Raw genomic sequence first — 21,846 nt, forward strand, 5'->3', positions numbered from 1 at the left:
CCCGAGATGGTGCTGGAAGACACCACCGGCCACACCGTCCGCCTGCCCGACGACCACGCGGTCCTGCTGTACTTCATGCGCTCCACGACCTGCCCCGTGTGCCACCGCCACGTCCGCGACCTGGTCGAGAACGCGGACCGCTTCGCGACGGCCGGCGTCCGCGTCCTGATCGCGGTCCCCGGAGGACCGTGCGACGGCGGCGGCGTGGAAGGCCAAGCGCGGCATCCCGCACACCGTGGTCACCGGCCGCCCACACGCCCTGGTCGGCTTGAGCCGCAAGGCGTTCGGCTCGATGCAGCAGTCCGGCACCGTCCTGATCGACGCCCGCGGCACCGTCCGCCAAAGATGGACCGGGCCGGGGCGGACCTCGACGCGGCCGTCGCGTCCATCCGGGAGCACGCGGTGCCGTTGGTCGTCCAACTGCCGATCGGCGCGGAGGACTCGTTCGTCGGTGTCGTCGACCTGCTGCACCTGCGGGCGCTGGTGTGGACCGACTTCGGCATGTCGGAGGAGCCGGTGCCGGAAGCGTTGCGGAGGAGGCGAACCGGCGGCGTCGGCTGCTGGAGGAAGCGGTGGCCGAGCTGCACCCGACCGCGTTGGAGGAGTTCGTGACGGAGTCGACGGTGTCCGCCGGGACGCTGGCGGCGGCGTTGCGGGACCTGACGCGGAGCGGTGCCGGCGTGGTCGTCCTGTGCGGGTCGGCCTACCGCAACCGCGGTGTCGAACCGTTGCTGGACGCGGTCGCCGCCCACCTGCCGTCCCCGGTGGGGCCGCGCAGACCGAGCGGCTGATGTCGGCGTTGGCGCAACTGGTGGAGGAGGACCCGGCGCTGGTGGTCCGGACCGATGCCGAGACCGGGCAGACCGTGCTCTCCGGGATGGGCGAGCTGCACTTGGAGGTGGCGGTGGAGAAGGTGCGCCGTGACCACCGGTTGGAGCTTGCGGTCGGGCGGCCGAAGGTGGCTTACCGGGAGACGGTGGTGCGTGGTGTGTCGGGGTTCGTGTACCGGCACGTCAAACAGGAAGGGGGTGCGGGGCAGTTCGCGCACGTGGTGCTCGACGTGGAGCCGTGGGACCCGGACGGAGATCGGCACGGCGGGTTCGAGTTCCTGTCGACGGTGACCGGTGGTCGGGTGCCGGCGGAGTACGTGCGTGCGGTGGAGGCCGGGTGTCGGGACGCGTTGGCTGATGGTCCCCTGGGCGGCCATCCGGTGACGGGTCTGCGCGTCACGCTGACCGACGGCAGCACGCACGTGAAGGACTCGTCGGAGATGGCGTTCCGGACCGCGGGCCGGCTCGGGCTCCGGGAAGCCCCGCGGGCGAGCACGATGGCGCTGCTGGAGCCGGTCGCCGAGGTGGCGGTGACGGTTCCGGAGAGTGCCGTGGGCGGGGTCCTGGGTGACCTCGCGGCTCGGCGGGGCCGGATCCTCGGGTCCACCGCGCGTGCGGGAACCGCGGTGGTGACGGCGAGCGTGCCGTTGGCCGAACTGTTCGGGTACGCGACCCGGTTGCGCAGCCGGACCCAAGGCCGGGGCACGTTCACCACACGGCCCACCGGCTTCGCGCCCGCCCCGATGTAGTGCGCATGACGGCGGGTTCGACCAGCGCGCTCCACGACCAACCGGCGCTGCGTGATTGCCCGCCCATGCAACATCAACTCGACCCAACCGTCAAGGCTGTCCGGTCAGTTCGGTGAGCAGGGTGAAGCCGTGGTGGTCCACCGCCCACGACCGCGACCTTCGTCCCGGACGGCGAGACCGTCGCGACCGCCACCGGCCGTCCTGCTCCGACCCGCTCGACCACCTGCTCCGCGAGCGCGGCGTCACCCTGCACGCCGGTCACAACCGACCACCCGACACGACTTCCTGAAGCTCTCCGAACACCGGCCGGCCGTATGCCCTGGTGGGCGTGATCGACATGATGTCTTCGGCTGCGGCCGGCACGACTCTGGTTTCACGGGCGGGGGCGAGCAGCGTGCCGAACCGGTGGGCGGTCCACTGTGGACGTGAGCGGAAGATCGCCGCTGCTTTCCGGATCGCGGCGGGGTGGCCGCCGGTGTGGCGGATCACCTGGTGCAGGACGTCGGTGGTCGGGGTGCGGTCGCCGGTGGCGGTGCGGAAGAGGGTGGTGGTGTGGTCCGGGGGGAGCGGGGTGAGGGTGATGGGGTCGACGGCGTCCAGGTGCAGCAGGGGAGCGCTGGTGGTGACCAGGACCATGCAGCCGGCGCTGCCCGGCAGCAGGGGGCGGACCTGGTCGGCGTCGGTGGCGTCGTCCAGCAGGAGCAGGACGCGGCGGCCGGTGAGGGTGGCCCGCCACAGGGCCGCGCGTTCCTCCAGAGCGGCGGGGACGTCGCAGACGCCGGCGGCGCGCAGCAAGCGGGCCAGGGCGTCGTGGGCGGACAGCGGGCCGTCGGCGCGCAGGTCGACGTGGAGGCGGCCGTCCGGGAAGTGGTCGGCGAGCAGGTGGGCGACGTGGACGGCCAGCGCGGTCTTCCCGATCCCGGGCCTGCCGTCGATCACCGCCACCGGGACCCCGCCGGACCGGCTCAACCGGATCAGGCGCGCCACCTCGCGCTCGCGGCCGGTGAAGTCCGGGACGGCCCGCGGCAGGTCGGAGCGCAGTGGACGGTCCGAAGTGGACGTTGACGGCTCGGTCAGCGCCTGCCGGTAGGCCTCGGCCAGCTCGGGTCCGGGGTCCACGCCCAGTTCGTCGGCGATCACGCGGCGGGCCTGGTCGTAGGTGGCCAGCGCCTCGCTGCGCCGGCCCGCGCGGACCAGGGCCATGACCAGCCGGGCCCAGGGTCCTTCGCGCAGGGGCGCGGCGGTGGTGAGTTCGCGCAGCAGGGCGACGGCCTCGCGCAGCCTGCCCTGGGCGGTGAGCGCGTCGGCCAGGGTTTCCCGGACCTCCCAGCGCAGTTCGGACAGCTCCGACACCACCGGCGCGACCAGGTCGTCGGCCAGTTCGGCGAACGGCCTGCCCCGCCACAGCGCCGACGCGTCCTCCAAGTGGTGCACGGCTTTTGGCAGGTCACCACGGGACATGGCGTGCCGAGCGTCCACCGTGAGCTGCCGGAACCGGTCGACGTCCAGCTCACCCGGCTCGACCCGCAGCCGGTACGCGCCCGGCCGCCCCTCGACGCGCGGCCCGCCGTCCCGGGTCGCGGGCAGGAACCGGCGCAGCTGCCACGCGTAGCTCTTGAGGTTCGACCACGCCGAGCGCGGCGGCGTCCGGTCCGGCCAGACCGCCTCGACCAGCCGGTCGAACTCCACCCACCGACCCGCGTCGAGCAGCAGCGCGGCCAGCAGCGCGGCCGGTTTCCGGGTGACCCGGGTGGTGGTCGACCCACCTTCCGGCACGGCCACTTCCAACGGTCCCAGCACGCGGAACAGCACTTCTTCCCCACCTCCGGTGTTCGGCGCCGCCGCGGGTTTCGAGCGGCGACGGCACCACTGTCACAGCCGGATCATGAGGATTCGATTTCAACCGTCAGACCTTGCAGGTCGCGCCGCGGATCGCCTTCGGTTTCGTTTCGAGGACGCGTGCGCCGTCCGTGGCCTGGACCAGGAAGCAGTACTTCACGCCGGCCTCGACGGGCACCCGCATCGCGCGGTTGCGGTGGGCGATGAGGACCTGCGGGGCGCGCTTCTCCGGGGCGACGACCACGGCGAAGGTGAAGCCGTCCGGGGCTTCCCAGGCCAGGTCGACGTGCGCGCCGGCGTCGGTCGGGTCGGCCAGGGTGAGGGTGGTCGTGGCTGCCGCGGTCGTGGTGGTCGTCGTCGCCGGCTTGGCGGGTGCGGCGGAGGGCGGGTCGGAGAGCTGGTCGTGGATGAGGTTCGGCACGGTCGCCAGCACGGAGGCGGCGGCGACGATCCCCGCCACGGTCCGGACCCGCACCCGCTTGCGCCGCGCGGGCGGTTCTTCGGTGTCCTCAGGTGGTGTTGTCTCCTCCTCGGGTTCGTTGGGGTCGAGCAGGGCGGAGAGGTGGCGGACCACGGTGTCGGCGGTCGAGGGGCGGTCGGCCGGGTCGTCGGCGAGCAGTCGCCGCACGAGCCGGACGAGTTCGGGCGGGGCGTCCGGCCAGGTCACGTCTTCCGCGTTCGGTGGCGCGCCGGTGAGGGCGAGGTGCAGGACGCCGCCGAGTCCGTGCAGGTCGGACCGCTCGTCCCGGGTGCCGTCCCGTGCGGTCTCCGGGGCGGTGTACTCGCCGGTGACGACGGGGAAAGCGCGGCGCAGCGCCAAGCCGAAGTCCGCCACGACGGGGGCGCCGGACGGGTGGAACAGGACGTTGTGCGGGGTCAGGCCGCCGTGCACGACGCCGACCCGGTGGGCCGCCGCCACCGCCGACGCGACCGCGTGACCGACGGAGAGGACGTCGGGCAGCAGGAGGGGGCCGCTGCCGGCGACCAGTCCGGCGAGGGAGGTCGAGCAGAGTTCCATCTGGAGCGCGGGCCGGCCGTCGCCCGCGTCCATCACCTCGTCGACGGGCAGGATCGGGGCTTGGTCTCTTAGCGGGACGAGCGCGGCTTGTTCCTCGTGGAAGGCGTCGAGGACGTCCTGGTCGACGGGCGGGTAGACCTTGAGGGCCAGATAGAGTCCACTGTAGACGGTCGCGGTGGGTCCGGTGCCCAGCGGCTCGAAGTCGTCGCTCACAACGCCCTCCTCAGCGGAGTGTCCAGCACGCGTGAAGCCTTGCGGAACGCGGCCTCCGCCTCGACCGGGCGGCCGGCGTGGGTCAGCACCTCGACCAGGCGCAGCCAGGTGCGTTCGCGCTTGGGGTCCTCGACGGTGAGGGCTTGGAGGAGGGACACCGAGCCGGCGGTGTGCTCCATCATGAGCATGGCGTCGACCAGGCCGTCCAGGGCGGCCCAGCGCAGGGCGGTGAGGCGGGTCGCTTCGGCGCGGCTGTGGTAGCTGTCGAGGTCGGTGAAAGGCTTGCCGCGCCACAGCTGTGCGGCGCTGCGGAAGTGGTCGGCGGCCGTTTCGGGGTCGATCGGCAGGGTGTTGAGGCCGTCGCGGACGAGCTGTTCGAACACCGCGCTGTCCAGCTCGCCCTCGGCGATGTTGATGCGGTGGCGGCCGTGCATGCTCGCGATGCGCGCCGATGTGCCGTCGTGGAGGGGGATGCGGCGGCAGAGGTCGTGCACGTGGCGCCAGAGGGCGTCCGTGGGGGCGGTGGTGCTTTCCGGCCACACCGCTTCGGCGAGGCTGTCCACGCCGACCCAGGTGTTGGGGCGCGCCAGCAGTGCGGACAGGACGCGCTCCGGTGCGCCGGGCGGGATGTCGGCGCGGCGGCCGTCGGCGTGGACGACCTCCAGCGGCCCCAGTACGCGGAACAACATGCGCGTCGCTCCTTCTCCTCGGTCGTTCGGTTCTCGCGTCGACCGTAGGGGCGGGGTGTCCAGCGGCGGTGCAGTCGGCGGGGCGGTGGGTCGACCGGTTCTGCATCGGGTCTGCACCGCGGGGTGTGACCGTCCCGGCACGCGTTTCCGCCTACCTGGAGTGAGGAGTCATGGAGGAATCCGGGAACAACCTGCGCCGTGCCGCGCTGTACGGCGTCGCCGGCCTGGTGACCGCGGCGATCGGTGCGTCCGCGGTCAACGTCTTCGCCGCGGAGGACGAGAAGAAGGACCAGAAGCCGGCCGCGCAGTCCGCTTCCCCTTCCCCGTCCACGCCGTCCACGCCGTCGTCGCCGCCCGCCCCGCCGCCCGTCGCCCAGCCGCCGGTCGCCCAGACCCCGCCGCCCGCGCCGAAGCCCGTTCCGGTGCCGGAGGCCGCGTCCCAGGAGCCCGCCGCGCCGCCCGCGCCGCCGGTCGTCGCCCGGCCCGTGGCGAAGCCGGTCGTGAAGTCGCCCGTGCAGAAGGTGATCGCCGAGCCCGAGGAGCCCGAGACGCCCCCGCCTCCGCCGCCGGCTTCGGTCGCTTCGGTGGCGCACGCGGAGGTGAAGACGACCGGTGAGGGCAAGGCCGAGGTGGTCGTGCACCTGTCGACGCCGAAGAAGGAGAAGAAGCCGTCGCCGACGGACGAGGCGTTGAAGAAGGCCAAGGCGGAGGCGGGGGAGGCGAAGAAGAAGGTGGAGCGGGCCGAGGGCGAGTTGTCCAAGGCGAAGAAGGAGTACGACGAGAAGCGCGGTGAGGTCAAGAAACTGCGCAAGCAGAAGGACGACGAGCGCAAGAAGGAGCGCGAGGCCAAGTCCAAGAACAAGCCGAAGGCCGCGTCGGTGCTGACCGTTCAGACGTCGCCCGACCTGGCCAAGCGGTTGCAGGACAGCGGCAAGGGGGACAAGGGCGGCAAGGACAAGGGCGACAAGGGCGGCAAGAAGGTCACCATCTCCGTCTCGGCGCACAGCGGGTGATGGCCGATGGACACCAAGCACGCACGCATTCCCTTGGACGACTACATCTCGTCGTCCGATGACGCGGACACGTTGCCCTACAACTCCTACTACATCGTCATCCCCGACGACTCGGCCGACGACCTCCACTCCGACGAGGACTCCGACGAGGACTCCGATGAGGACTCGGAGTTGGACTTGGACTTGGACGCCGAGTTCTTCGACGACGACGAGGACGACGAGGACGAGGACGGCCACTACCGCCACTACGCGTCGCCGGTGGTGTCGCGCGAACCGATGAGCAGTGCCTCCGCGGGCCGTATCGGTGGGGTGTCCGCGGCCCTGGTCGCCGGTGTGGTGCCCGCGCTGGTGGTGGACCTACCGGCGGCGCTGGCGGCCGGGGTGGCCGCGGGTCTGTTCGGCGGGTTGATGGGGCGGTCGCTCGGGATCGAGCTGCACGAACGTCGGCAGGCGCGGAGGGAGGCCGATCGTGGGTATTGAGCGAAGGACGATCCGGCGGGCGGCCTTGTACGCGGCGTCGGGCGGGTTGTTGACGCTGGCGTTCGGAGCTCTGGGCGGTCAGGAGGCACAGGCGGAGCCGAGGTCGGCAAAGGAAGGCCACAACACCTCCCGCGCCGCACCGGCCAAGTCGAAGCCCAAGCCCGCCGCGAAGAAGAAGTCCCCCGCGAAGAGCAAGCCCAAGCCCGCCGCCAAGAAGCCCGCCGCGAATAAGCCGGCCACCAAGAAGCCCGCCGCCAAGAAGCCCGCCGCCAAGAAGCCGGCAGCGACCAAGCCCGCCGGGACCAAGCCCGGCGCCCGGAAGCCGCCCGCCAAGAAGCCGGCAGCGACGAAGCCGGCAGCGACGAAGCCGGCAGCGACGAAGCCGGCAGCGACGAAGCCGGCAGCGACGAAGCCGGTCACCAAGAAGCCGGCCGGGACGAAACCCGCCGCAAAACCCAAGACCACCCCCAAACCCAAGGCCACCCCGAACCCCGTACCAAAGCCGAAGGCAACCCCAAAGCAACCTCCCCGAAAGCCGCCGCAGGCGGCCCCGCGCAAGCCGGGTGTGCCGAAGCCGCCGCAGGCGACCCCGCGGAAGCCGGGTGTGCCGAAGCCGCCGCAGGCGTCTCCGCGCAAGCCGAACACGCCCAAGCCGCCGCAGGCGACCCCGCGGAAGCCGAACACGCCGAAGCCGCCCCGGGTGACGCCGCGTCGGCCGGAGTTGGCCAAGCCGCCGCGGGTGACTCCTCGCCGGCCGGAGTTGCCCAAGCCGCCGAAGGCAAACCCGCGTAGGCCGGTGCCCGAGCCGCCGCGGGCGTCTCCGCGTGTGCCGCAGCCGCCGGGCAGGTACATCCCTCCGCGAGTCGACCGCAAGAAGCCCCTCCCGCCGAAGCCGACCCCCCAACCCCGGGCGCGGTCGCAGTACACCCCGGCCCCGGTCGGGTCGAGCGGTGCCAGGTCGACGGGGGCCAAGCCGGTCATGCGGTCCACCGCGAGGACCCCGGCGGCCCCTTCGCCTCGCGCCCTGCCCAAGCGGTTACCGCCCAACGCCTCATCACCCAAGCCACTGCCGCAGTCGCTGCGTCGGGCGGAGGCGGCGGCGGAGCGTGAATCCGCGACGGCACGCGAGTACGCGGCACGACGGGTCACGGGTCTCCGGCAGGCTCCGATACCCAAGCTGGTGGGCAAGCCCCCGACACCGAAGTCGACCGCAAGGCTCGCACCGCCGGCTGCCCGGTCCGCAGCTCCCGTCGCCAGGCCCGTGCCACCGGCGGCAAGGCCCGCACCGCCAGGGGTGAGGCCCGCGCCGCCTGCCGCGAGGCCCGCGCCGCCTGCCGCGAGGCCCGCGCCGCCTGCCGCGAGGCCCGCGCCAACAGCCGCACGACCTGTGCCGCCAGCTGCCCGGCCTGTGCTGCCTGCCGCGAGGTCCGTGCCGCCGGGGGTGAGGCCTGCGCCGCCGGCGGCGAAGGGGGTGCCGCCGGCTGCCCGGCCCGCGATGCCGACACCGAAGTCGGCGGTGAAGTCGGCGTCGGCGGCTGAGCCGGGCGTGAAGCCGGCGTCCCAGCCCCTGCCGAAGGCTCCGGCGCCCCAAGTCGCGCCTCAAGCCGCGCCCAAACCGCCGGCCGCCGGACCAGTCGCGCCGCCGCCGACCGGGGTTCGGTCGCAGTCGTTCCGGTGGGGTGAGGCGGCTGCGCAGAAGGAGTCGGAGACGGCTCGTCAGTACGCCGCGCAGCGGGTTGCGGGTGTGCCGGCGGCTCCGGTGCCGAAGCCGGTGGTCAAGCCGTCGGCACCGGTTGTGGCGGCGCCGCCGCCGACCTCGCCCGCGCCGCCGCCGACCGGGGTTCGGTCGCAGTCGTTCCGGTGGGGTGAGGCGGCTGCGCAGAAGGAGTCGGAGACCGCTCGTCAGTACGCCCCGCAGCGGGCCGCGCGCGAGCTCCAGCTCCAGATCGCACGCGGCCAGGCCGACTACCACGACGCCATCTCCGGGAAGACCCCCGGGCAGCGGCCCGTCCACGTCGTCGAGCGGGTCTCGGAGAACAAGACGCGGATCACCGACGCGCGCACCGGGAAGTCCGTGGTCCACAACATGTCGTTGCAGGACTACATCCACCCGTCCAAGTCGGTCGACGCCTCGATGTCCGCCGTCGTCGGCGGCGAGGTGACCAACTACCGGCAGTCCGTCGAGGTCGACCACTGGGAGAAGCTGCCCGGCAAACAGCGCCCGGACGTGTCGGTCGGCCGCACCCGGGACAACCAGGTCGTCGCGGTCTCCCGCGGGGAACTGCCGAAGGACGTCCGGGACCGGCTCAAGGACGGCCTCGCCGTCGACGAGGGCACCCTGCCCGACGGGCGCAGGATCACCGTCTTCAACCCCAAGTCCAAGGTCGAGCACAACGCAGAGGACCTGGGCCGCCAGTGGCAGGAGACGGTCAAGGACGGCAAGGTGCAGCCGGTCGAGGTCGGCCAGGCCGTCGCCGGCACCGCCGCGCTCGCCGGCGACACCGTGATCGGTTTGGGCCAGTCGGACCTCTACGGCACCGGCAAGGACTGCCTGGGCAGCGGCAAGAACTGCGATGACTTCGGCACCGAGGCCGCGTTCACGGCGGTCGGCGTGACGCCGCTGAAGGGCGCCGGACTGCTGCGGCACGCGGCTCGTGGCGGAAGCGGTCTCGCACGCACCGAGCAGGCGGCGGAGAAGGCCACGCAGGCGGTGCGGTCGCAGGGTTCGAAGGCGCGCGAGAGCGTTCCGACCAAGCCCCCCGAGCAGGCCCGGGCCAGGGTGCCGGAGAACGCCACGGTGCCGGAGCGGGTCGCGGTGCCCGAGCGGGTCGCGGTGCCGGAGAAGGCGCGGGTGCTGGAAACCGTGCCGGCCAGGGGGCCGGTGAGCGTGGACGTGCCGCGGACGCCGCCGGTTCGGCAGAAGCCGGACGCCCCGGCCACCCGCAAGAGCCCGGACAACCCGCCCCCGCGCACCACCCCGAACACCCGCACGACCCCGGAACCCTCGCGGCACCCGGTGTTCAAGCGGGCTCCGGAAGTGGTCGCACTCGGGATCGCCAGTGCCGCGCAAATCCCGGGCAAGCCCGAAGGACCGCGCGAACCCGGCGGACCGCGGCAACCGGAGACGCCGACGATCCGCGAGGGCGAACCGCACTTCGACGACCCGGCCAACCCGGACACCCTGGCCGACCCGGAAGCACCGGAGATGCCGCGCCCGGAACCGGGCGGCACCAACCCCATCACCCCGGAACGGCCGTCACGACCCGACGCCCCCCAAGAATCGGACATTCCCGACGAGGCGGATCAACCCGGGGAACCGGGCAGCCCACAACCCGGGGTCACCGAGGCCCAGACCGACCGCGAGAACGGCGAGAGCGGCGGAAACGGCGAAAGCGGCGAGAACACCGGCCCGGCGCGACCGAGCCGCGACGAGGGCGCACCACCCGCGCAGCCAAGTCATGACGCAAACGCCCCCGCCGCCCAGCCGACCGGCACCACCCCCGCCGCCCGGCCGACCGGCAACGCCTCCGCCGCCCGGCCGACCGGAGACACCCCCGCCGCGCAACCCGACAACGGCCCGGAAACGGCGGTCGAGGCCATGCGGCAGCAGGTTCGGCCGCTGGACGAAGCGCTGGCACAGAGGCCCGCGACGCTCGCCGGCCTCGTCGGCAACCCACAGGCCCTCGCCATGGTCCAAGCCGCCGTGGACGCCCTGGCCAACGGCAACGCCCAGGACATCGTGGACCGCTTCCGAACGACCCCCAAACCCTCCCCGGCCGTGCTGACCGACCACCAGTCGGCCGTCGTCCGGGACGTCACCACGGTCACCAGGGACTTCGACGCGCAGGACCTCCGCCAACAGGGCTTCGCCGAGGCCTGGGCCGACAACGCCACCCGGAGGAGCGAGTACCTGGACCAGCTCTACGCCGACTCCGCCCGCCTCACCCCCGTCCTCAACGGCTTCGCGCAAGCCGTCGTCGACGACCTGGGCGTGGGCCGCGTCAAACCCCGACCCGAACCCAAGAAGCGGAGCCGGGCCGAGGACAAGATCACCGAGTACGGGGGCGACGTGAGCCGGCTGACGGACCTGACGGCCTCCTCCATCCGGTTCGCCACGGTCGACGACGTCTACCGGGGCCTGGAAGCGGTCCTCGACGCCACCCGCAGGCCCGGTTCGCCGATCCGCATCGTGGAGATGAAGGACCGCTTCACCAGGCCGCAGCGGGCCGGCTACCGGGACATCCTGCTGCGCATCCAGCTCGACATGGGCACCGACGCCCACGGCAAGCCGAGGTACCACGTGGGAGAGTTGCGCTTGCAGGCCGACCCGATCGAGGAGATCTCGGAGTACGAACACCGCGCCTACGAGGTGCGGAGGGACTTCGAAGTGCTCAGCCAGAAAGCCCGTCGCGACCCGTACCCCGAGGAGACCGCGTTGTCCGCGTTGTTGGAAACGGAGTCCCGCATCCTGTACACGGAAGCCTTCATCCAGGCGGGCGGCCGACCGGCGGACCCGACGGTCAACCGGCGAGAGGGACGGTGATGGTGGTGGAAGAGCGTTCGTACTACATGTACTACGACCGGACCCTCGTGATCGACGAGTTGCCCGACGGGACCTGGCGCGGGTCCCTGCTCGACTGGGACACCGGCGAGTTCCACCCGGCCGACGAGCACGTCCTGCGACGGGTGCGCGGTGCCTCCACGACCGCCGACATCAGCGGGATCGACGAGGACGAGTTCGTCCTGCGCACGGAACTGGTCCGCGAGGACCGGCTCACCGGCGACGGCCCGGTCTTCGCCCTGTACGCGGCGATCGAGACCCTCTACGCCCGCAAGGACGCGGAGCGGCGCCGGTTCACCGACGAGGAGTTCGAGGTGATCACCCACATCCGCCGCACCACGTTCGCGCTGTGGGAGCAGGAGGCGGCGCGTCGGGCGCGGGGCGAGCAGCCCACGTTCACCGCCCGGCGCAAGACCTCCTCCGACGATTGAGTCCTCGGGCCGACTTGGGACCATGGACGGCGATGGTGACTTCAGCTGAACCCGAAGTGGTGCTCAAGGCGTTCCCCGGCGACCTCGACCGGCGCACCCGGTCCGCTTGGGAGCGCGAGAACGCCCGCTGGTCGCGAGTGCCCGGCACCCGGGTCGTGCACGGCACCGACGTGATCGAAGGGCGGTTCACGGTGCAGGCGGAGCGGTGTCCACTCTCGTTGGTGGACACCGCTCCGCTCCCGATCCCCGAGGCACTGGCGCTGGCACGCGCCTTGGCGACAACGCTGGCGGCGGCACATGCCGCAGGACTCGTGCACGGCGGTATCACCGCGCACAACGTCCTGTTCCGCGCCACCGGCGAACCCGTGCTGGCGGACGGCGGTCTGGTCCTGCGCGACGCCTTCCCGGTGGCGCCGCCGGTCGAGTGGGCCGCGCCGGAGACCGTGCGGGACGCCGTCCGGGACGCCCGGGCCGACCACTACGGGCTGGGCGCGGTGCTGTTCTTCGCCCTGACCGGCAAGCCACCGCACCCCGCACGACTCGGCGAAGGCCCCGAGGAGCACGCCCTGCGCGTCCTGGGCGAACCCGCACCCGAACTGGAGCGGCCGGACGTGCCGCTGGGCCTGGCGAAGCTGGTGCACGCACTGCTCGCCCGCGACCCCGACGCACGACCCGCCGACGTGCTCGCCGAACTGGACCGCATCACCGCCACCGCGCCGCCCGCCACCGCGCCGCCCGCCACTGAACCCCAGGCCGCCACCGAACCGCGAACCATCACCGATCCCACAGGCGTTCCCCGCCCGACCGGCAAGCGCATCCAAGTCGCCGAAGCGAAACCCCTACCGGACACCGACCGCCGGGAGCGCATCGGCCTCATCCTCGGCGTAGCCGCCGCCCTGGCCCTGTTCGCCGCCGCACCCTTACTCCTGCTCCGCGACGACCCGCCCGCACCGTCCCCCCAAGCCCCCGCGGTCAGCGCCCCCCGAGCCCCGCAGATCCACGTCATCGAAGTACAGGACGCCGGCGACCACGTCACCATCACCTGGAGCGGCCCCGACCTCGACTACGTCGTCATCACGGCCCCGGAGGGCAAACCCAACTTCCCCTCACCCGAGACCCGCGACCGCACCGCCCGCATCACCGTCGAACCGAACCGGAAGCACTGCTTCGAAGTGCAGGGCACCGACGGCCGCAACACCTACCACAGCAAGCCCCACCCCATCCGCTCCGCCAAGTGCACGAGGTGACTCACCACCGGAACGCCGCGCGCACCCGAACCCACAACGGCAACCGCCGCAAACCCGACCGAGCCTCCCGCACGGCCTCCCACGCCCGCCCCGACGCGTCCACCCCGGCGCCGGACCACAACCCGTCGTCCACGGCATCCGCCAACCGCAGCACCGCACCCCCGACACCCTCGGGCGCGACCGCACCCCACTCCCGCACGGTCATCGCCGAAGTCACCGCGAACCCACTGCGCCGCAACCGGTCCCGCACCTCGGCACACGCGGCCTCGACCGTGCCCACGCGCCGACGCCGCCACGACCGAACCGCCCCCGCACCCGGCACCGCCGCCACCCCGCCAACCAGCAGCACCCCGACCACCCAAGCCCACGGGAACTCTGAAGCAGGCGGCACGACCTCAGGCGGCAACGGCGGCTCGGACACTTCCCCGACCGGCGGCAACTCCTCCCGAGCCCGCTCGGTGTCCCGCGACACCCCGTCGTCCGAAGAGCCCCGAACGGCCCCGGTCGGGTCCAACGCAACCCACCCCACACCGGCCACGGCCACCTCCGGCCACGCCACCGCGTCCCCGTTGCGCACCACCGTCCCCTCACTAGGAGACGAGAACCCGACCACGAGACGCGCCGGAATACCCCTGATCCGCGCCAACGCCACATAAGCGGCGGCGAACTGCTCGCTGGTGCCGCGCTTCTCGCGCAGCAGGAACCGTTCGAGCGCGGGCCAACCGTGCCCCACCGGCAACGGCCCCGAGGTCACCAGCTCGTAGTTCTCCCGCAGGAACCGCTCCAGCAGCAACGCGGTCCGGAACGACGACCGCGTCCCCGACACGGCCCGCTCCGCCAACGCGCCCACCTCCGGCGGCACCGAACCCACCCCGCCGAACCCGCCCGGCGCACCCGGATCGATCGCCGCATCCGCCAAACCGTCGACCTGAGCAGGCTCCCACCACGTCAGCCGGTACTCGCCGACCCGCTCCTCGGCCAGCAACGTCCCCCGCTCCGGGTCCACCAGCGGATCGACACCCTCCACGGTCGCCGGCCACGCCTGGCTCGGCAGCCACGGACCCGGCATGTCCCGCAGCCGCACCACGGCCGACCGCGACGAGGTCGGCACCCGCACACCCCCACCCGGCGGCAACCCGGTCCCCATGCGCCGCAACGAAACCCCGGGCGTCCAGTTGACGCCGTCGAACTCGTCCAGCACCGCGATCGGCCACCGCTCGACCCGCGACCCGGCCGAGTACTCGAACACCGCGGTCCCAGGCTGCGCCAACCGAGCCGGCAGCTCCACCAACGGACTGGTCACCCGCGAGGAAGCCAACCCGGCAGGCGCCCGCAACGACAACGCCGGCCCGGTCGGCACCAACCCCAACACCGCGGCCCCCACGAGCCCGGCCGCCAACGCCACCCACGGCACCCGCCGCGCCAAGACCACCGCGCCACAAGCCCCGAACGCCAGAACGGCCGCCACCGCCGTCACCCAGCCCGCCGCCGCATAAGCCTGGCTCAACCCGGCCACCGCGAGCACCGGCAAGAACGCCGCCAACGGCGCCCGGCGCAGCAACTCCACCCCGAACACCGCCGCCACCAGCACCAGCAACGGCACGAAGACCAACGCCTCCGGCTCCGGCCGCACCGGCCACGTCGACTGCAACGCCGACCGCCACGACTCCGTCGCCCCGACCACCAACGCGCCCACCGGATCAGCCGGACGCAGAGCCGCCAACAACCCGGCCAGCCCCGCGACCACGGTCCCCACCGCGCGCCACGCCTCCCGCTCGCGCAGCCACACCGCGACCCCGAACGCGGGCACCACCGTCGCCCCCACCGCGAGCAGCAACGGCCCCACACCGAACACCGGCGCGAACAACAACCCCGCCACCACCGCGGCCACGAACAAAGCCGCAATCCTCACGCGTTCCACCGCCGCACCACCTCGGCCGCGTCCACCCCGCGCACCACCCGCGCGCCCGGCACCTCACCGGCCCCGCCGAGCGCCAACACGACATCCGGCCGCAACACCGCGAACGACTCCACCGAGCCCGCCGTCACCACCACGAACCCACCGGGCGGACGCGCCGGCAACACCCCGTCGGAAGAAACCCGCAACACGCACAGCTCGTCCAACAACCGTTGCCCCGCAAGAACACCGCCATCCACCGACACATCCACACCACCCGGCGTCAGCAGCCGGCACCGGTACCCGGCGACCGCACTCGCGTGCAACACCGACGCGGCGACCTCCACCACGTCCTCAAACGACTCGGAGTGCCGCGTGTCCACCAACACCGCCAACAGAGGCCGCTCGGGATCGGCGTAATCCCGGACCATCAACTTCCCCGTGCGTGCACTGGACTTCCAGTGCACCAGCCGCACCTCGTCCCCGGGCACGTACTCGCGCACGTCCCGCAGGTCCAGCGAACCGCGTGGACCGCCGGCCGCGCCCTCGTGGTGGTGCCGGCGGTGCCCGGCGGCGAACGGCCGTGCCGGGTGCCGGCGCGGGCGCACCCACAGCGTCGCCGTCGAACCGGTGCCGACGTCCTTGCGCACCAACCCCAACGGGTCCGTCCGCTCGACCACCAGCGGCCCCACGACGTGCTTGCCCCGCTCCGAGGTCGGCAACTCGTACCGGTACACGGCGTCGGCCCGCACGACCACCCGCCGCACGTGCCGCCCGCACCGGTCCCGCGCGGTGAACCCACCGCCCGCGTTGCGCACCGACAGCGTGGCCAGCGCGGGCTTGCCCCGCTCGACCCGCACCGGGTGCACCGACCGGGTCACCTCGACCGGAGACCGGCGCGAAACCCCCGGGAACCCCGCCAGCACCGCCCCCGCCAGCAGCCCGCCCAACGCCAGGAACAGCGGATACCCCGCCACGATCCCCACCGCACAGCACACCGGGGCCGCCACCACCACCGCGACCCCGCGCGCGGTCAGCCGCACCGCTCAGCCCACCGGCGGCACGGCCACCGCGGCGAGCACCTCGGCCACCACGGCGGCGGCCCCGCGCCCGGCCAGCTCCGCGTCCGGTGTCAGCACCAACCGGTGCGCCAACACCGGTTCCGCCACCACCTTCACGTCGTCGGGCCGCACGAACAACCGCCCCTCCGTCGCCGCGTACGCCTGCGCGGCCCGCACCAGCGCGATGCTGCCCCGTGGACCCGCGCCCCACCGCACCGCCGGGTGCGACCGCGTCCCCACCGCGACCCGCACCGCGTACTCGCACACCTCGGGCGCGATGTGGACGCCCCGCACCTCCTCGATCGCCTCGGCCAGCTCGGCCGTGTCGACCACGGGGGAGAGGTCTTCGGGACGGACCCGCGCCCGGTCGCTCATCACCACCAGCACCTCGGACGCCAGGTCCGGGTACCCGACCGACAGCCGCATCAGGAACCGGTCCAGCTGGGCCTCGGGCAGCCGGTAGGTGCCCTCCATCTCGATCGGGTTCTGCGTGGCCACCACCAGGAACGGGCTGGGCACCTCGTGCTCCACGGAGTCGACGGTCGCCCGCCGCTCTTCCATCACCTCCAGCAGCGCGGACTGGGTCTTGGGCGTGCCGCGGTTGATCTCGTCGGCCAGCACCACGTTGGCGAAGATCCCGCCGGGGTGGAACTCGAACCGCTCGGTGTTCTGGTGGTACACCACGACCCCGGTGATGTCGCCGGGCAGCAGGTCGGGCGTGAACTGGATGCGGTTCCACGTGCCGCCGACGCTGCGCGCCAGGCACTTGGCCAGCGTGGTCTTGCCCAGCCCCGGCACGTCCTCGATCAGCAGGTGCCCCTCGGCGAACAGGGCGGCCACGGACAGCCGCACCAGTTCCGGCTTGCCGCGCACCACGCGCTGCACGTTCTCCGCGATGGCCTGGTAGACCCGGGTGGACACCGGCACGGCCACGGTCGTCACTGCTTCTCCCAGTAGTAGCGGTTGGACTCGACGCCGCCGGCCACGACCCACACCGTCTGGCCGTCGCCGCTGAACGGGAACCGGTCGTCGACGATCTGCGTGCCCTCGGCGTCGGTGGTCAGGGTGACGCCGGGGTTCACCCGGCCCCACTCGCTGGCGTACGGGATGATCTCGTAGGACGTGTTGGGCGCGAAACCGCGCATCTCGATGTGGATGAACGCGCAGTCCGGCGCGCGGCACGAGTCGGTCGTGGTGTCCTTGCCGCGGGTGACGGTGATCGTCGGCACCCGCCGGGGCGTGGCCTGCGCGGACGCCCCCGGACCGCGGCCGACCCGGTTCTCCGCCACCACGGTGAACGTGTAGGCGGTCCCGTCGGCCAGGCCGTTCACCGTGGCGCTGCGCTGGCTGCCGGGGACGGTGAGGCCGCCGCCGTTCCAGGTGACGTGGTAGGCCGTGACCGGCGCGCCGTTGTCCGCCGCCGGACCCCAGGTCACCACCGCCGAGCCGCTGCCGGGCGTGGCGGTCACGCCCGAGGGCGCGCCGGGCGGGCCGGCCGCGATCACCGGCGGGTTCTGCCGGGTCACCTGCTCGGTCGTGGTCGTCGGGGCAGGCGGTGGGGGAGTGGTCGTGGTGGTCGTCGGCTGGGGCTTGCGCTCCACGGGCACCTCGGTGACCGCGCCGCCGGGGTCGACCACCAGCACGTGCTTGCCCTCGCCGCCCTCGACGTAGACCCGCTCGTCGTCGGCCTTGGTCAGGCGCGGCTTGCCCGACTCCGGCGGCACGGGCGTGACCTGGCGGCGGGTGCCGGCGCTGTCGTAGGTCACCAGCCGGCCGCTGCCGTGGTCGAGCACCGCGATGGTCGAGCCGGTGGTCTCCGGCCCGGTGTACTGGCCCTCTTCCAGGTCCACCACGACGTTCTTGGCCGCCGGCCGGTCGCCGACGACGGGCGCGGAGTCGACCAGGTAGAGCGTGCCCGCCGGGTCGAGGATGGACACGCGGCCGTCGACGTCGGCCGCCGCGACGCGCGTCTCCTCGGGGACGTCGGTGCCCAGCGGTCGTTCGGGGCCGTTGCCCTCGACCGCGCGCATGGTGTCGGCGGTGGTGTCCACGAACACCGGCTTGCCCCCGACGACGGTCAGGCCGCCCTTGTGACCGGCCGGCGCGGACGCCGGGCAGGACGGGACGGTGGTGCCGCGCGCCAGCTTGCACAGCGCGCCGGTGTCCACGCGGTGCAGCCACACCGTGCCGTCCTCGGTGGCGACGGGGTTGCCGAGCTCGCCGCCCACGTCGATCACGGCGTGCTCGGAGCCCAGCCGCACCACGACCGCCGCGTCCCGGTAGACCAGGTACGGCCCGCCCGCGGTCTCCAGCGGCACCGGGACCTCGTCGGCGGCCGGCGCGGGCGTGGTGGCCTCGACCCGCAGCGTGGACTTGCCGAACTCGGTGTACTGGCCCGCGCCGACCACGTACCCGCTGGTGTCGCCCTGCACGACGACGCTGCCGGGTTTCGCGCCGGGCAGCGGGACCTCCGCGTCGACCTGCTTGGTGGCGCCGTCGACGTGGTAGACCTTGCCCGCGGCGGTGTTGACCACCCAGTGCCCCGGGTTGAGGAACTCCAGGGCGGGCACGTCGGCGGACCCGCCGACCGCCACCGCCGCGACCACGACGCACCCGGCGGTCAGGGCGGCGACCGGACCGCGGCGACCCCACTTGCCGGTCCACTTGGTGAACAACTTCATCCGTTCCGCTCCCCCTGAAGGCTCGGTCACGTAGCGTATGGCACTCGATACAAGAACGGTCCAGAACTGGTGCAGCGCAAGCTCTTGGTGCCCGCGGCGGTCCTCGTCGCGGCTGTTCTCGCGGTCGTCGCGCTGACGGCCGAGCGCGACGTGCCCGTCGCCGCCCTGCCCGCCAAGCCGACCATCGCCGGTCCGCTGCGGCTGGAACCGGCGCGGCCCAAGGCCGGCCAGGAGGTCACCCTGCGCGCCGACCTGGCCGCCGACCGGCAGTTGACCCTGCGCGGGCTGACCGTGCGGGTGCAGGACGCGGCGGGCGTCCCGCACGACTTCCCCGAGCTGCGCGACCACACCCTGGGCACGACCCCGCAGGAGATCCGGCTGCACCGCGCGTTCCCCGCGCCCGGCGAGTACACCTACTACCTCGCCTACCGCCTGGACGGCGACTGGGTGACGCTGCGGCCGTGGGGCACGTTCACGGTCCGCTGACCGGGAAGCTCAACTCGAAGATCGCGCCGCCCTCCTCGGCGTTGAACACCCGCAGCGAACCGCCGTGCGCGAGCGCCACCCAGCGCACGATCGACAGCCCCAGCCCGGAGGACGCGCCGGACCCGGTGAACCGGTCGAACGCCTCCTCGGCCAGCGCCGCGTCGATGCCCGGCCCGTGGTCGGCCACGGTGACCCGGCCGTCCGCCACGGTGATGTGCACGATCGCCTCGACGCCGGGTTGGTGGCCGTGGCGCAGGGCGTTGCTGAGCAGGTTGCCGACGGCTCGTTGGACCAGGGTGCGGTCGACGTCCACGGCGGTCGGGGCGGCGGTGAGCGTGACCTGCGCGCCGTGCTTGGGCGTTTCCTCGACCACGCCGGCGACCAGTTGGTCCAGCCAGACCCGTTTGATGGTCAGTTGTTCCACGCCGGCTGCCAGCCGCGCCCGGACCAGGAGACCGTCGATGATCCCGCCCATCCGGCCGGCCAGCCGGACCGTGCGGGGCAGCAGTTCGCCGTGCTGGTCGGGGTGGCGCAACGCGGATTCGGCGAGGGCGCGCAGGGCGGCGACCGGGGTGCGCAGGTCGTGCGCGGTCTCGGCGAGCAGCACCTCCTGCTGTTCCAACGCGGCGGCGGCCGGGCGGATCGCGCGCCCGGACAGCACGTGCCCGGCGATGCCCAGCGCCACCGCGAGCACCAGGCAGCCCGCGATCACCGTCCACAGCACCACCTGGTGCCGGGACCGCTCCGGCCCCAGGCCGGTCACCGCGACGATCGCCCCCACCACCGCGCCGTCTTCGGTGCGCAGCGGTTCGGCGCGGACCCGGAGGTCGTCCTTGTCGCCCTGGAGGACGGCGTTCTTGCCGACCGCCTCCGTGGCCAGGCCGCTGAGCACGCCGATGTCCACCGGGGCGCAGGCCTGGTCGCTGGTGTGGCCGAGGAACTCGCGGGGCGCGCCGCCGGGCAGGATCGCGAACTGGGGGCACTCGCGGTTGATCGGGTCGCGCACGAGTTCCGCGGTGACCAGGGATCCTTCGAAGTCGATCAGCCGGCTGGCCACCGCGGTGACCCGGCGCAGTTCGGCGTCCAGCCGCTCGGCGCGCTGCTCGGCGTCCTCGCGGACCACGACGATGGCCAGCACCAGCAGCCCGGCGGTGTTCATGGCGGTGAACAGCACGGTGAGCACCCGGCGCAGCGCACGCAACCGCGCCGCCGACCCGCTCACACCCGACCCTTTTGCACCCGACCCGCTCACGACAGCCCCAGCCGGTAGCCGTAGCCGCCCACGGTGTGGATCAACTCGGGGGACCGCAGCTTGCGCCGCAGCCGCAGCACCACCACGTTCACCGCGTTGGGCGCGAGGTCGGCTTCGGCGTCCCAGCAGTGCTCGATCAACTCGATGCGGCTGACCGCCTGCCCGGCGTGCGCGGCCAGGTACTCCAGCACCGCGAACTCCTTGCTGCTCAACGTCAGCGCCACGCCCGCCCGGGTCACCTCGCGCCGCGCGCAGTCGACCTCCAGGTCACCGTGCCGCAGCACCGAGGGCCGCCCGCGACCCGCCCGCCGGACCAGGGTCAGCACGCGGGCGGCCAGCTCGTCCATGGCGAAGGGTTTGACCAGGTAGTCGTCGCCGCCGTGGTTGAACCCGTCCACCCGGTCGGCCACGGTGTCGCGCGCGGTCAGGAACAGCACCGGCACGGCCCAGCCCTGGCGGCGGCGGTCCTGGACGTAGTCGATCGCGTCGCCGTCGGGCAGCATCCGGTCGAACACCACGCACTGGTGCGTTGTCTTCGTCAGTCTCCGGTCGGCCTCGGCGATGGTCGAGGCGGTGTCCACGTCCAGCCCCGAACCCCGCAGCTCCGCCGTGACCGCCACCCGCAGGTCTTCGTCGTCCTCCACCACCAGCACGCGCATCCGCCTTGGTTCCCCGCTCGGCTCGGTTTGGGGACGCACGCTAGCGGGTCGGCGGGTGGGGGCGTGGCGATACCGTGGGGTCCGTGCGGATCTTGGTGACCGAGGACGACGAGGACCTGCTGTTCGCCGTCGCGCTGTCGTTGCGGGGGGAGGGCTTCGCGGTCGACGTGGCCGCGGATCTGGCCGCCGCCGACGAGGCGCTGGCGGTGAACTCCTACGACTGCGCCGTTCTGGACCGGATGGTGCCCGGCGGGGACACGCTGGACCACGTGCGGCGGTTGCGGGAAGCCGGTTTCCAGGTGCCGGTGCTGTTCCTGACCGCGTTGGACGACGTCGCCGACCGGGTGGCGGGCCTGGGGGTGGGGGACGACTACCTGGTGAAGCCGTTCGCGATGGACGAGCTGGTGGTGCGGGTGCGCAGCCTGTGCCGGCGGGGCGCGATCGGCCCGCCGGGGCTGTTGCGGCACGGGGACGTGGAACTGGACGTGGGCCGGCGCGAGGCGAGCCGTGCCGGTGTGGCGCTGACCCTGACCCCGACCGAGTTCGCCGTCCTGCAGCTGCTGCTGACCCGGGCGGGCGAGACCGTGTCGCGTGCCGACCTGATCAGCCACGCGTGGGACGAGATGGCCGACCCGAAGTCCAACGTCCTGGACGTCCTGATGACCTCCCTCCGCCGCAAACTCCGCCCACCCCAGGTGATCCACACCGTCCGCGGCATCGGCTACCGGCTCGGGTGAAGC

General features: G+C 73.1%; 16 protein-coding genes and 3 pseudogenes. 9 read left to right on the forward strand and 10 right to left on the reverse strand.

All coding sequences use genetic code 11. The features are described from left to right. Window positions 1-6 precede the first annotated feature (6 nt). Both RIN75_RS24035 and RIN75_RS24040 read left to right on the forward strand, forming a co-directional pair. Window positions 7-111 (forward strand): annotated as a pseudogene (locus tag RIN75_RS24035) (peroxiredoxin); the annotation flags it as partial. A 231-nt stretch (window positions 112-342) separates the two neighbouring features. After that, window positions 343-1,579 (forward strand): annotated as a pseudogene (locus RIN75_RS24040) (hypothetical protein); the annotation flags it as partial. A 258-nt stretch (window positions 1,580-1,837) separates the two neighbouring features. Here RIN75_RS24040 and RIN75_RS24045 read toward each other — a convergent pair. The 3 genes from RIN75_RS24045 to RIN75_RS24055 form a co-directional block, all read right to left on the reverse strand. Beyond that, window positions 1,838-3,391: a BTAD domain-containing putative transcriptional regulator gene (locus RIN75_RS24045; RefSeq protein ID WP_309114264.1), complete on the reverse strand. Its 1,554-nt coding sequence runs from the start codon at window positions 3,389-3,391 to the stop codon at window positions 1,838-1,840. A 94-nt stretch (window positions 3,392-3,485) separates the two neighbouring features. Beyond that, window positions 3,486-4,649, reverse strand: a complete 1,164-nt coding sequence (locus tag RIN75_RS24050; protein WP_309114265.1) for a protein kinase — start codon at window positions 4,647-4,649, stop codon at window positions 3,486-3,488. After that, window positions 4,646-5,338 carry a BTAD domain-containing putative transcriptional regulator gene (locus tag RIN75_RS24055; protein ID WP_309114266.1) on the reverse strand — a complete coding sequence of 231 codons (693 nt, stop codon included), beginning with the start codon at window positions 5,336-5,338 and terminating at the stop codon, window positions 4,646-4,648. Before RIN75_RS24055 ends, RIN75_RS24050 begins: the two co-directional genes overlap by 4 nt. Before the next feature lie 170 nt (window positions 5,339-5,508). Between RIN75_RS24055 and RIN75_RS24060 the strand changes: the two genes are divergently transcribed. Together RIN75_RS24060 and RIN75_RS24065 are read left to right on the forward strand one after the other, a co-directional pair. Next, complete coding sequence (locus RIN75_RS24060) at window positions 5,509-6,351, forward strand: hypothetical protein (protein ID WP_309114267.1); 843 nt, start codon at window positions 5,509-5,511, stop codon at window positions 6,349-6,351. Between the two features lie 6 nt (window positions 6,352-6,357). Further along, window positions 6,358-6,831, forward strand: a complete 474-nt coding sequence (locus RIN75_RS24065) for a hypothetical protein (protein WP_309114268.1) — start codon at window positions 6,358-6,360, stop codon at window positions 6,829-6,831. 358 nt (window positions 6,832-7,189) lie between these two features. Here the strand turns inward: RIN75_RS24065 and RIN75_RS44190 are convergent. Continuing rightward, a pseudogene (locus RIN75_RS44190) lies at window positions 7,190-7,735 on the reverse strand (hypothetical protein); the annotation flags it as partial. 591 nt (window positions 7,736-8,326) lie between these two features. On the opposite strand from RIN75_RS44190, the gene RIN75_RS24075 reads away from it, so the two are divergent. The 3 genes from RIN75_RS24075 to RIN75_RS24085 are packed head-to-tail and all read left to right on the forward strand — an operon-like array spanning window position 8,327 to window position 13,070. After that, a complete protein-coding gene (locus RIN75_RS24075) occupies window positions 8,327-11,374 on the forward strand; it encodes a hypothetical protein (RefSeq protein WP_309114270.1) in 3,048 nt (1,015 codons plus the stop codon). Between the two features lie 5 nt (window positions 11,375-11,379). Further along, the gene (locus RIN75_RS24080) at window positions 11,380-11,823 is read left to right on the forward strand and encodes a hypothetical protein (protein WP_309114271.1); all 444 of its coding nucleotides are present in this window, start codon (window positions 11,380-11,382) and stop codon (window positions 11,821-11,823) included. Window positions 11,824-11,855: 32 nt separating this feature from the next. Next, on the forward strand, window positions 11,856-13,070 hold the full coding sequence (locus RIN75_RS24085; protein WP_309114272.1) for a protein kinase: 1,215 nt from the start codon (window positions 11,856-11,858) through the stop codon (window positions 13,068-13,070). 1 nt (window position 13,071) lies between these two features. On the opposite strand, the gene RIN75_RS24090 is transcribed toward RIN75_RS24085, so the two are convergent. From RIN75_RS24090 to RIN75_RS24105, 4 genes are read right to left on the reverse strand one after another with little or no spacing between them, the layout of a single operon-like run. Further along, entirely contained in the window at window positions 13,072-14,982 is a 1,911-nt protein-coding gene (locus RIN75_RS24090) for a transglutaminaseTgpA domain-containing protein (RefSeq protein ID WP_309114273.1), read from the reverse strand. After that, window positions 14,979-16,010, reverse strand: a complete 1,032-nt coding sequence (locus RIN75_RS24095; RefSeq protein WP_309114274.1) for a DUF58 domain-containing protein — start codon at window positions 16,008-16,010, stop codon at window positions 14,979-14,981. Before RIN75_RS24095 ends, RIN75_RS24090 begins: the two co-directional genes overlap by 4 nt. Before the next feature lie 3 nt (window positions 16,011-16,013). Next, entirely contained in the window at window positions 16,014-16,961 is a 948-nt protein-coding gene (locus RIN75_RS24100) for an AAA family ATPase (protein WP_375296011.1), read from the reverse strand. A 5-nt stretch (window positions 16,962-16,966) separates the two neighbouring features. Beyond that, on the reverse strand, window positions 16,967-18,709 hold the full coding sequence (locus tag RIN75_RS24105) for a fibronectin type III domain-containing protein (protein WP_309114275.1): 1,743 nt from the start codon (window positions 18,707-18,709) through the stop codon (window positions 16,967-16,969). A gap of 69 nt (window positions 18,710-18,778) precedes the next feature. Here RIN75_RS24105 and RIN75_RS24110 point away from each other — a divergent pair, with 69 nt between their 5' ends. After that, window positions 18,779-19,195 carry a hypothetical protein gene (locus RIN75_RS24110; protein WP_309114276.1) on the forward strand — a complete coding sequence of 139 codons (417 nt, stop codon included), beginning with the start codon at window positions 18,779-18,781 and terminating at the stop codon, window positions 19,193-19,195. On the opposite strand, the gene RIN75_RS24115 is transcribed toward RIN75_RS24110, so the two are convergent. Together RIN75_RS24115 and RIN75_RS24120 are read right to left on the reverse strand one after the other, a co-directional pair. After that, window positions 19,182-20,417 carry a HAMP domain-containing sensor histidine kinase gene (locus RIN75_RS24115; protein WP_309114277.1) on the reverse strand — a complete coding sequence of 412 codons (1,236 nt, stop codon included), beginning with the start codon at window positions 20,415-20,417 and terminating at the stop codon, window positions 19,182-19,184. The two genes, RIN75_RS24110 and RIN75_RS24115, sit on opposite strands and share 14 nt — an antisense overlap. Before the next feature lie 26 nt (window positions 20,418-20,443). After that, window positions 20,444-21,106 (reverse strand): response regulator transcription factor, encoded by a 663-nt coding sequence (locus RIN75_RS24120; RefSeq protein WP_309114278.1) that lies wholly within the window; start codon window positions 21,104-21,106, stop codon window positions 20,444-20,446. Window positions 21,107-21,189: 83 nt separating this feature from the next. Between RIN75_RS24120 and RIN75_RS24125 the strand changes: the two genes are divergently transcribed. Continuing rightward, on the forward strand, window positions 21,190-21,843 hold the full coding sequence (locus RIN75_RS24125; protein WP_309114279.1) for a response regulator transcription factor: 654 nt from the start codon (window positions 21,190-21,192) through the stop codon (window positions 21,841-21,843). The last annotated feature ends 3 nt before the right edge of the window (window positions 21,844-21,846 follow it).

It is taken from the genome of Saccharothrix sp. (assembly GCF_031180885.1).
Classification (GTDB): domain Bacteria; phylum Actinomycetota; class Actinomycetes; order Mycobacteriales; family Pseudonocardiaceae; genus Actinosynnema.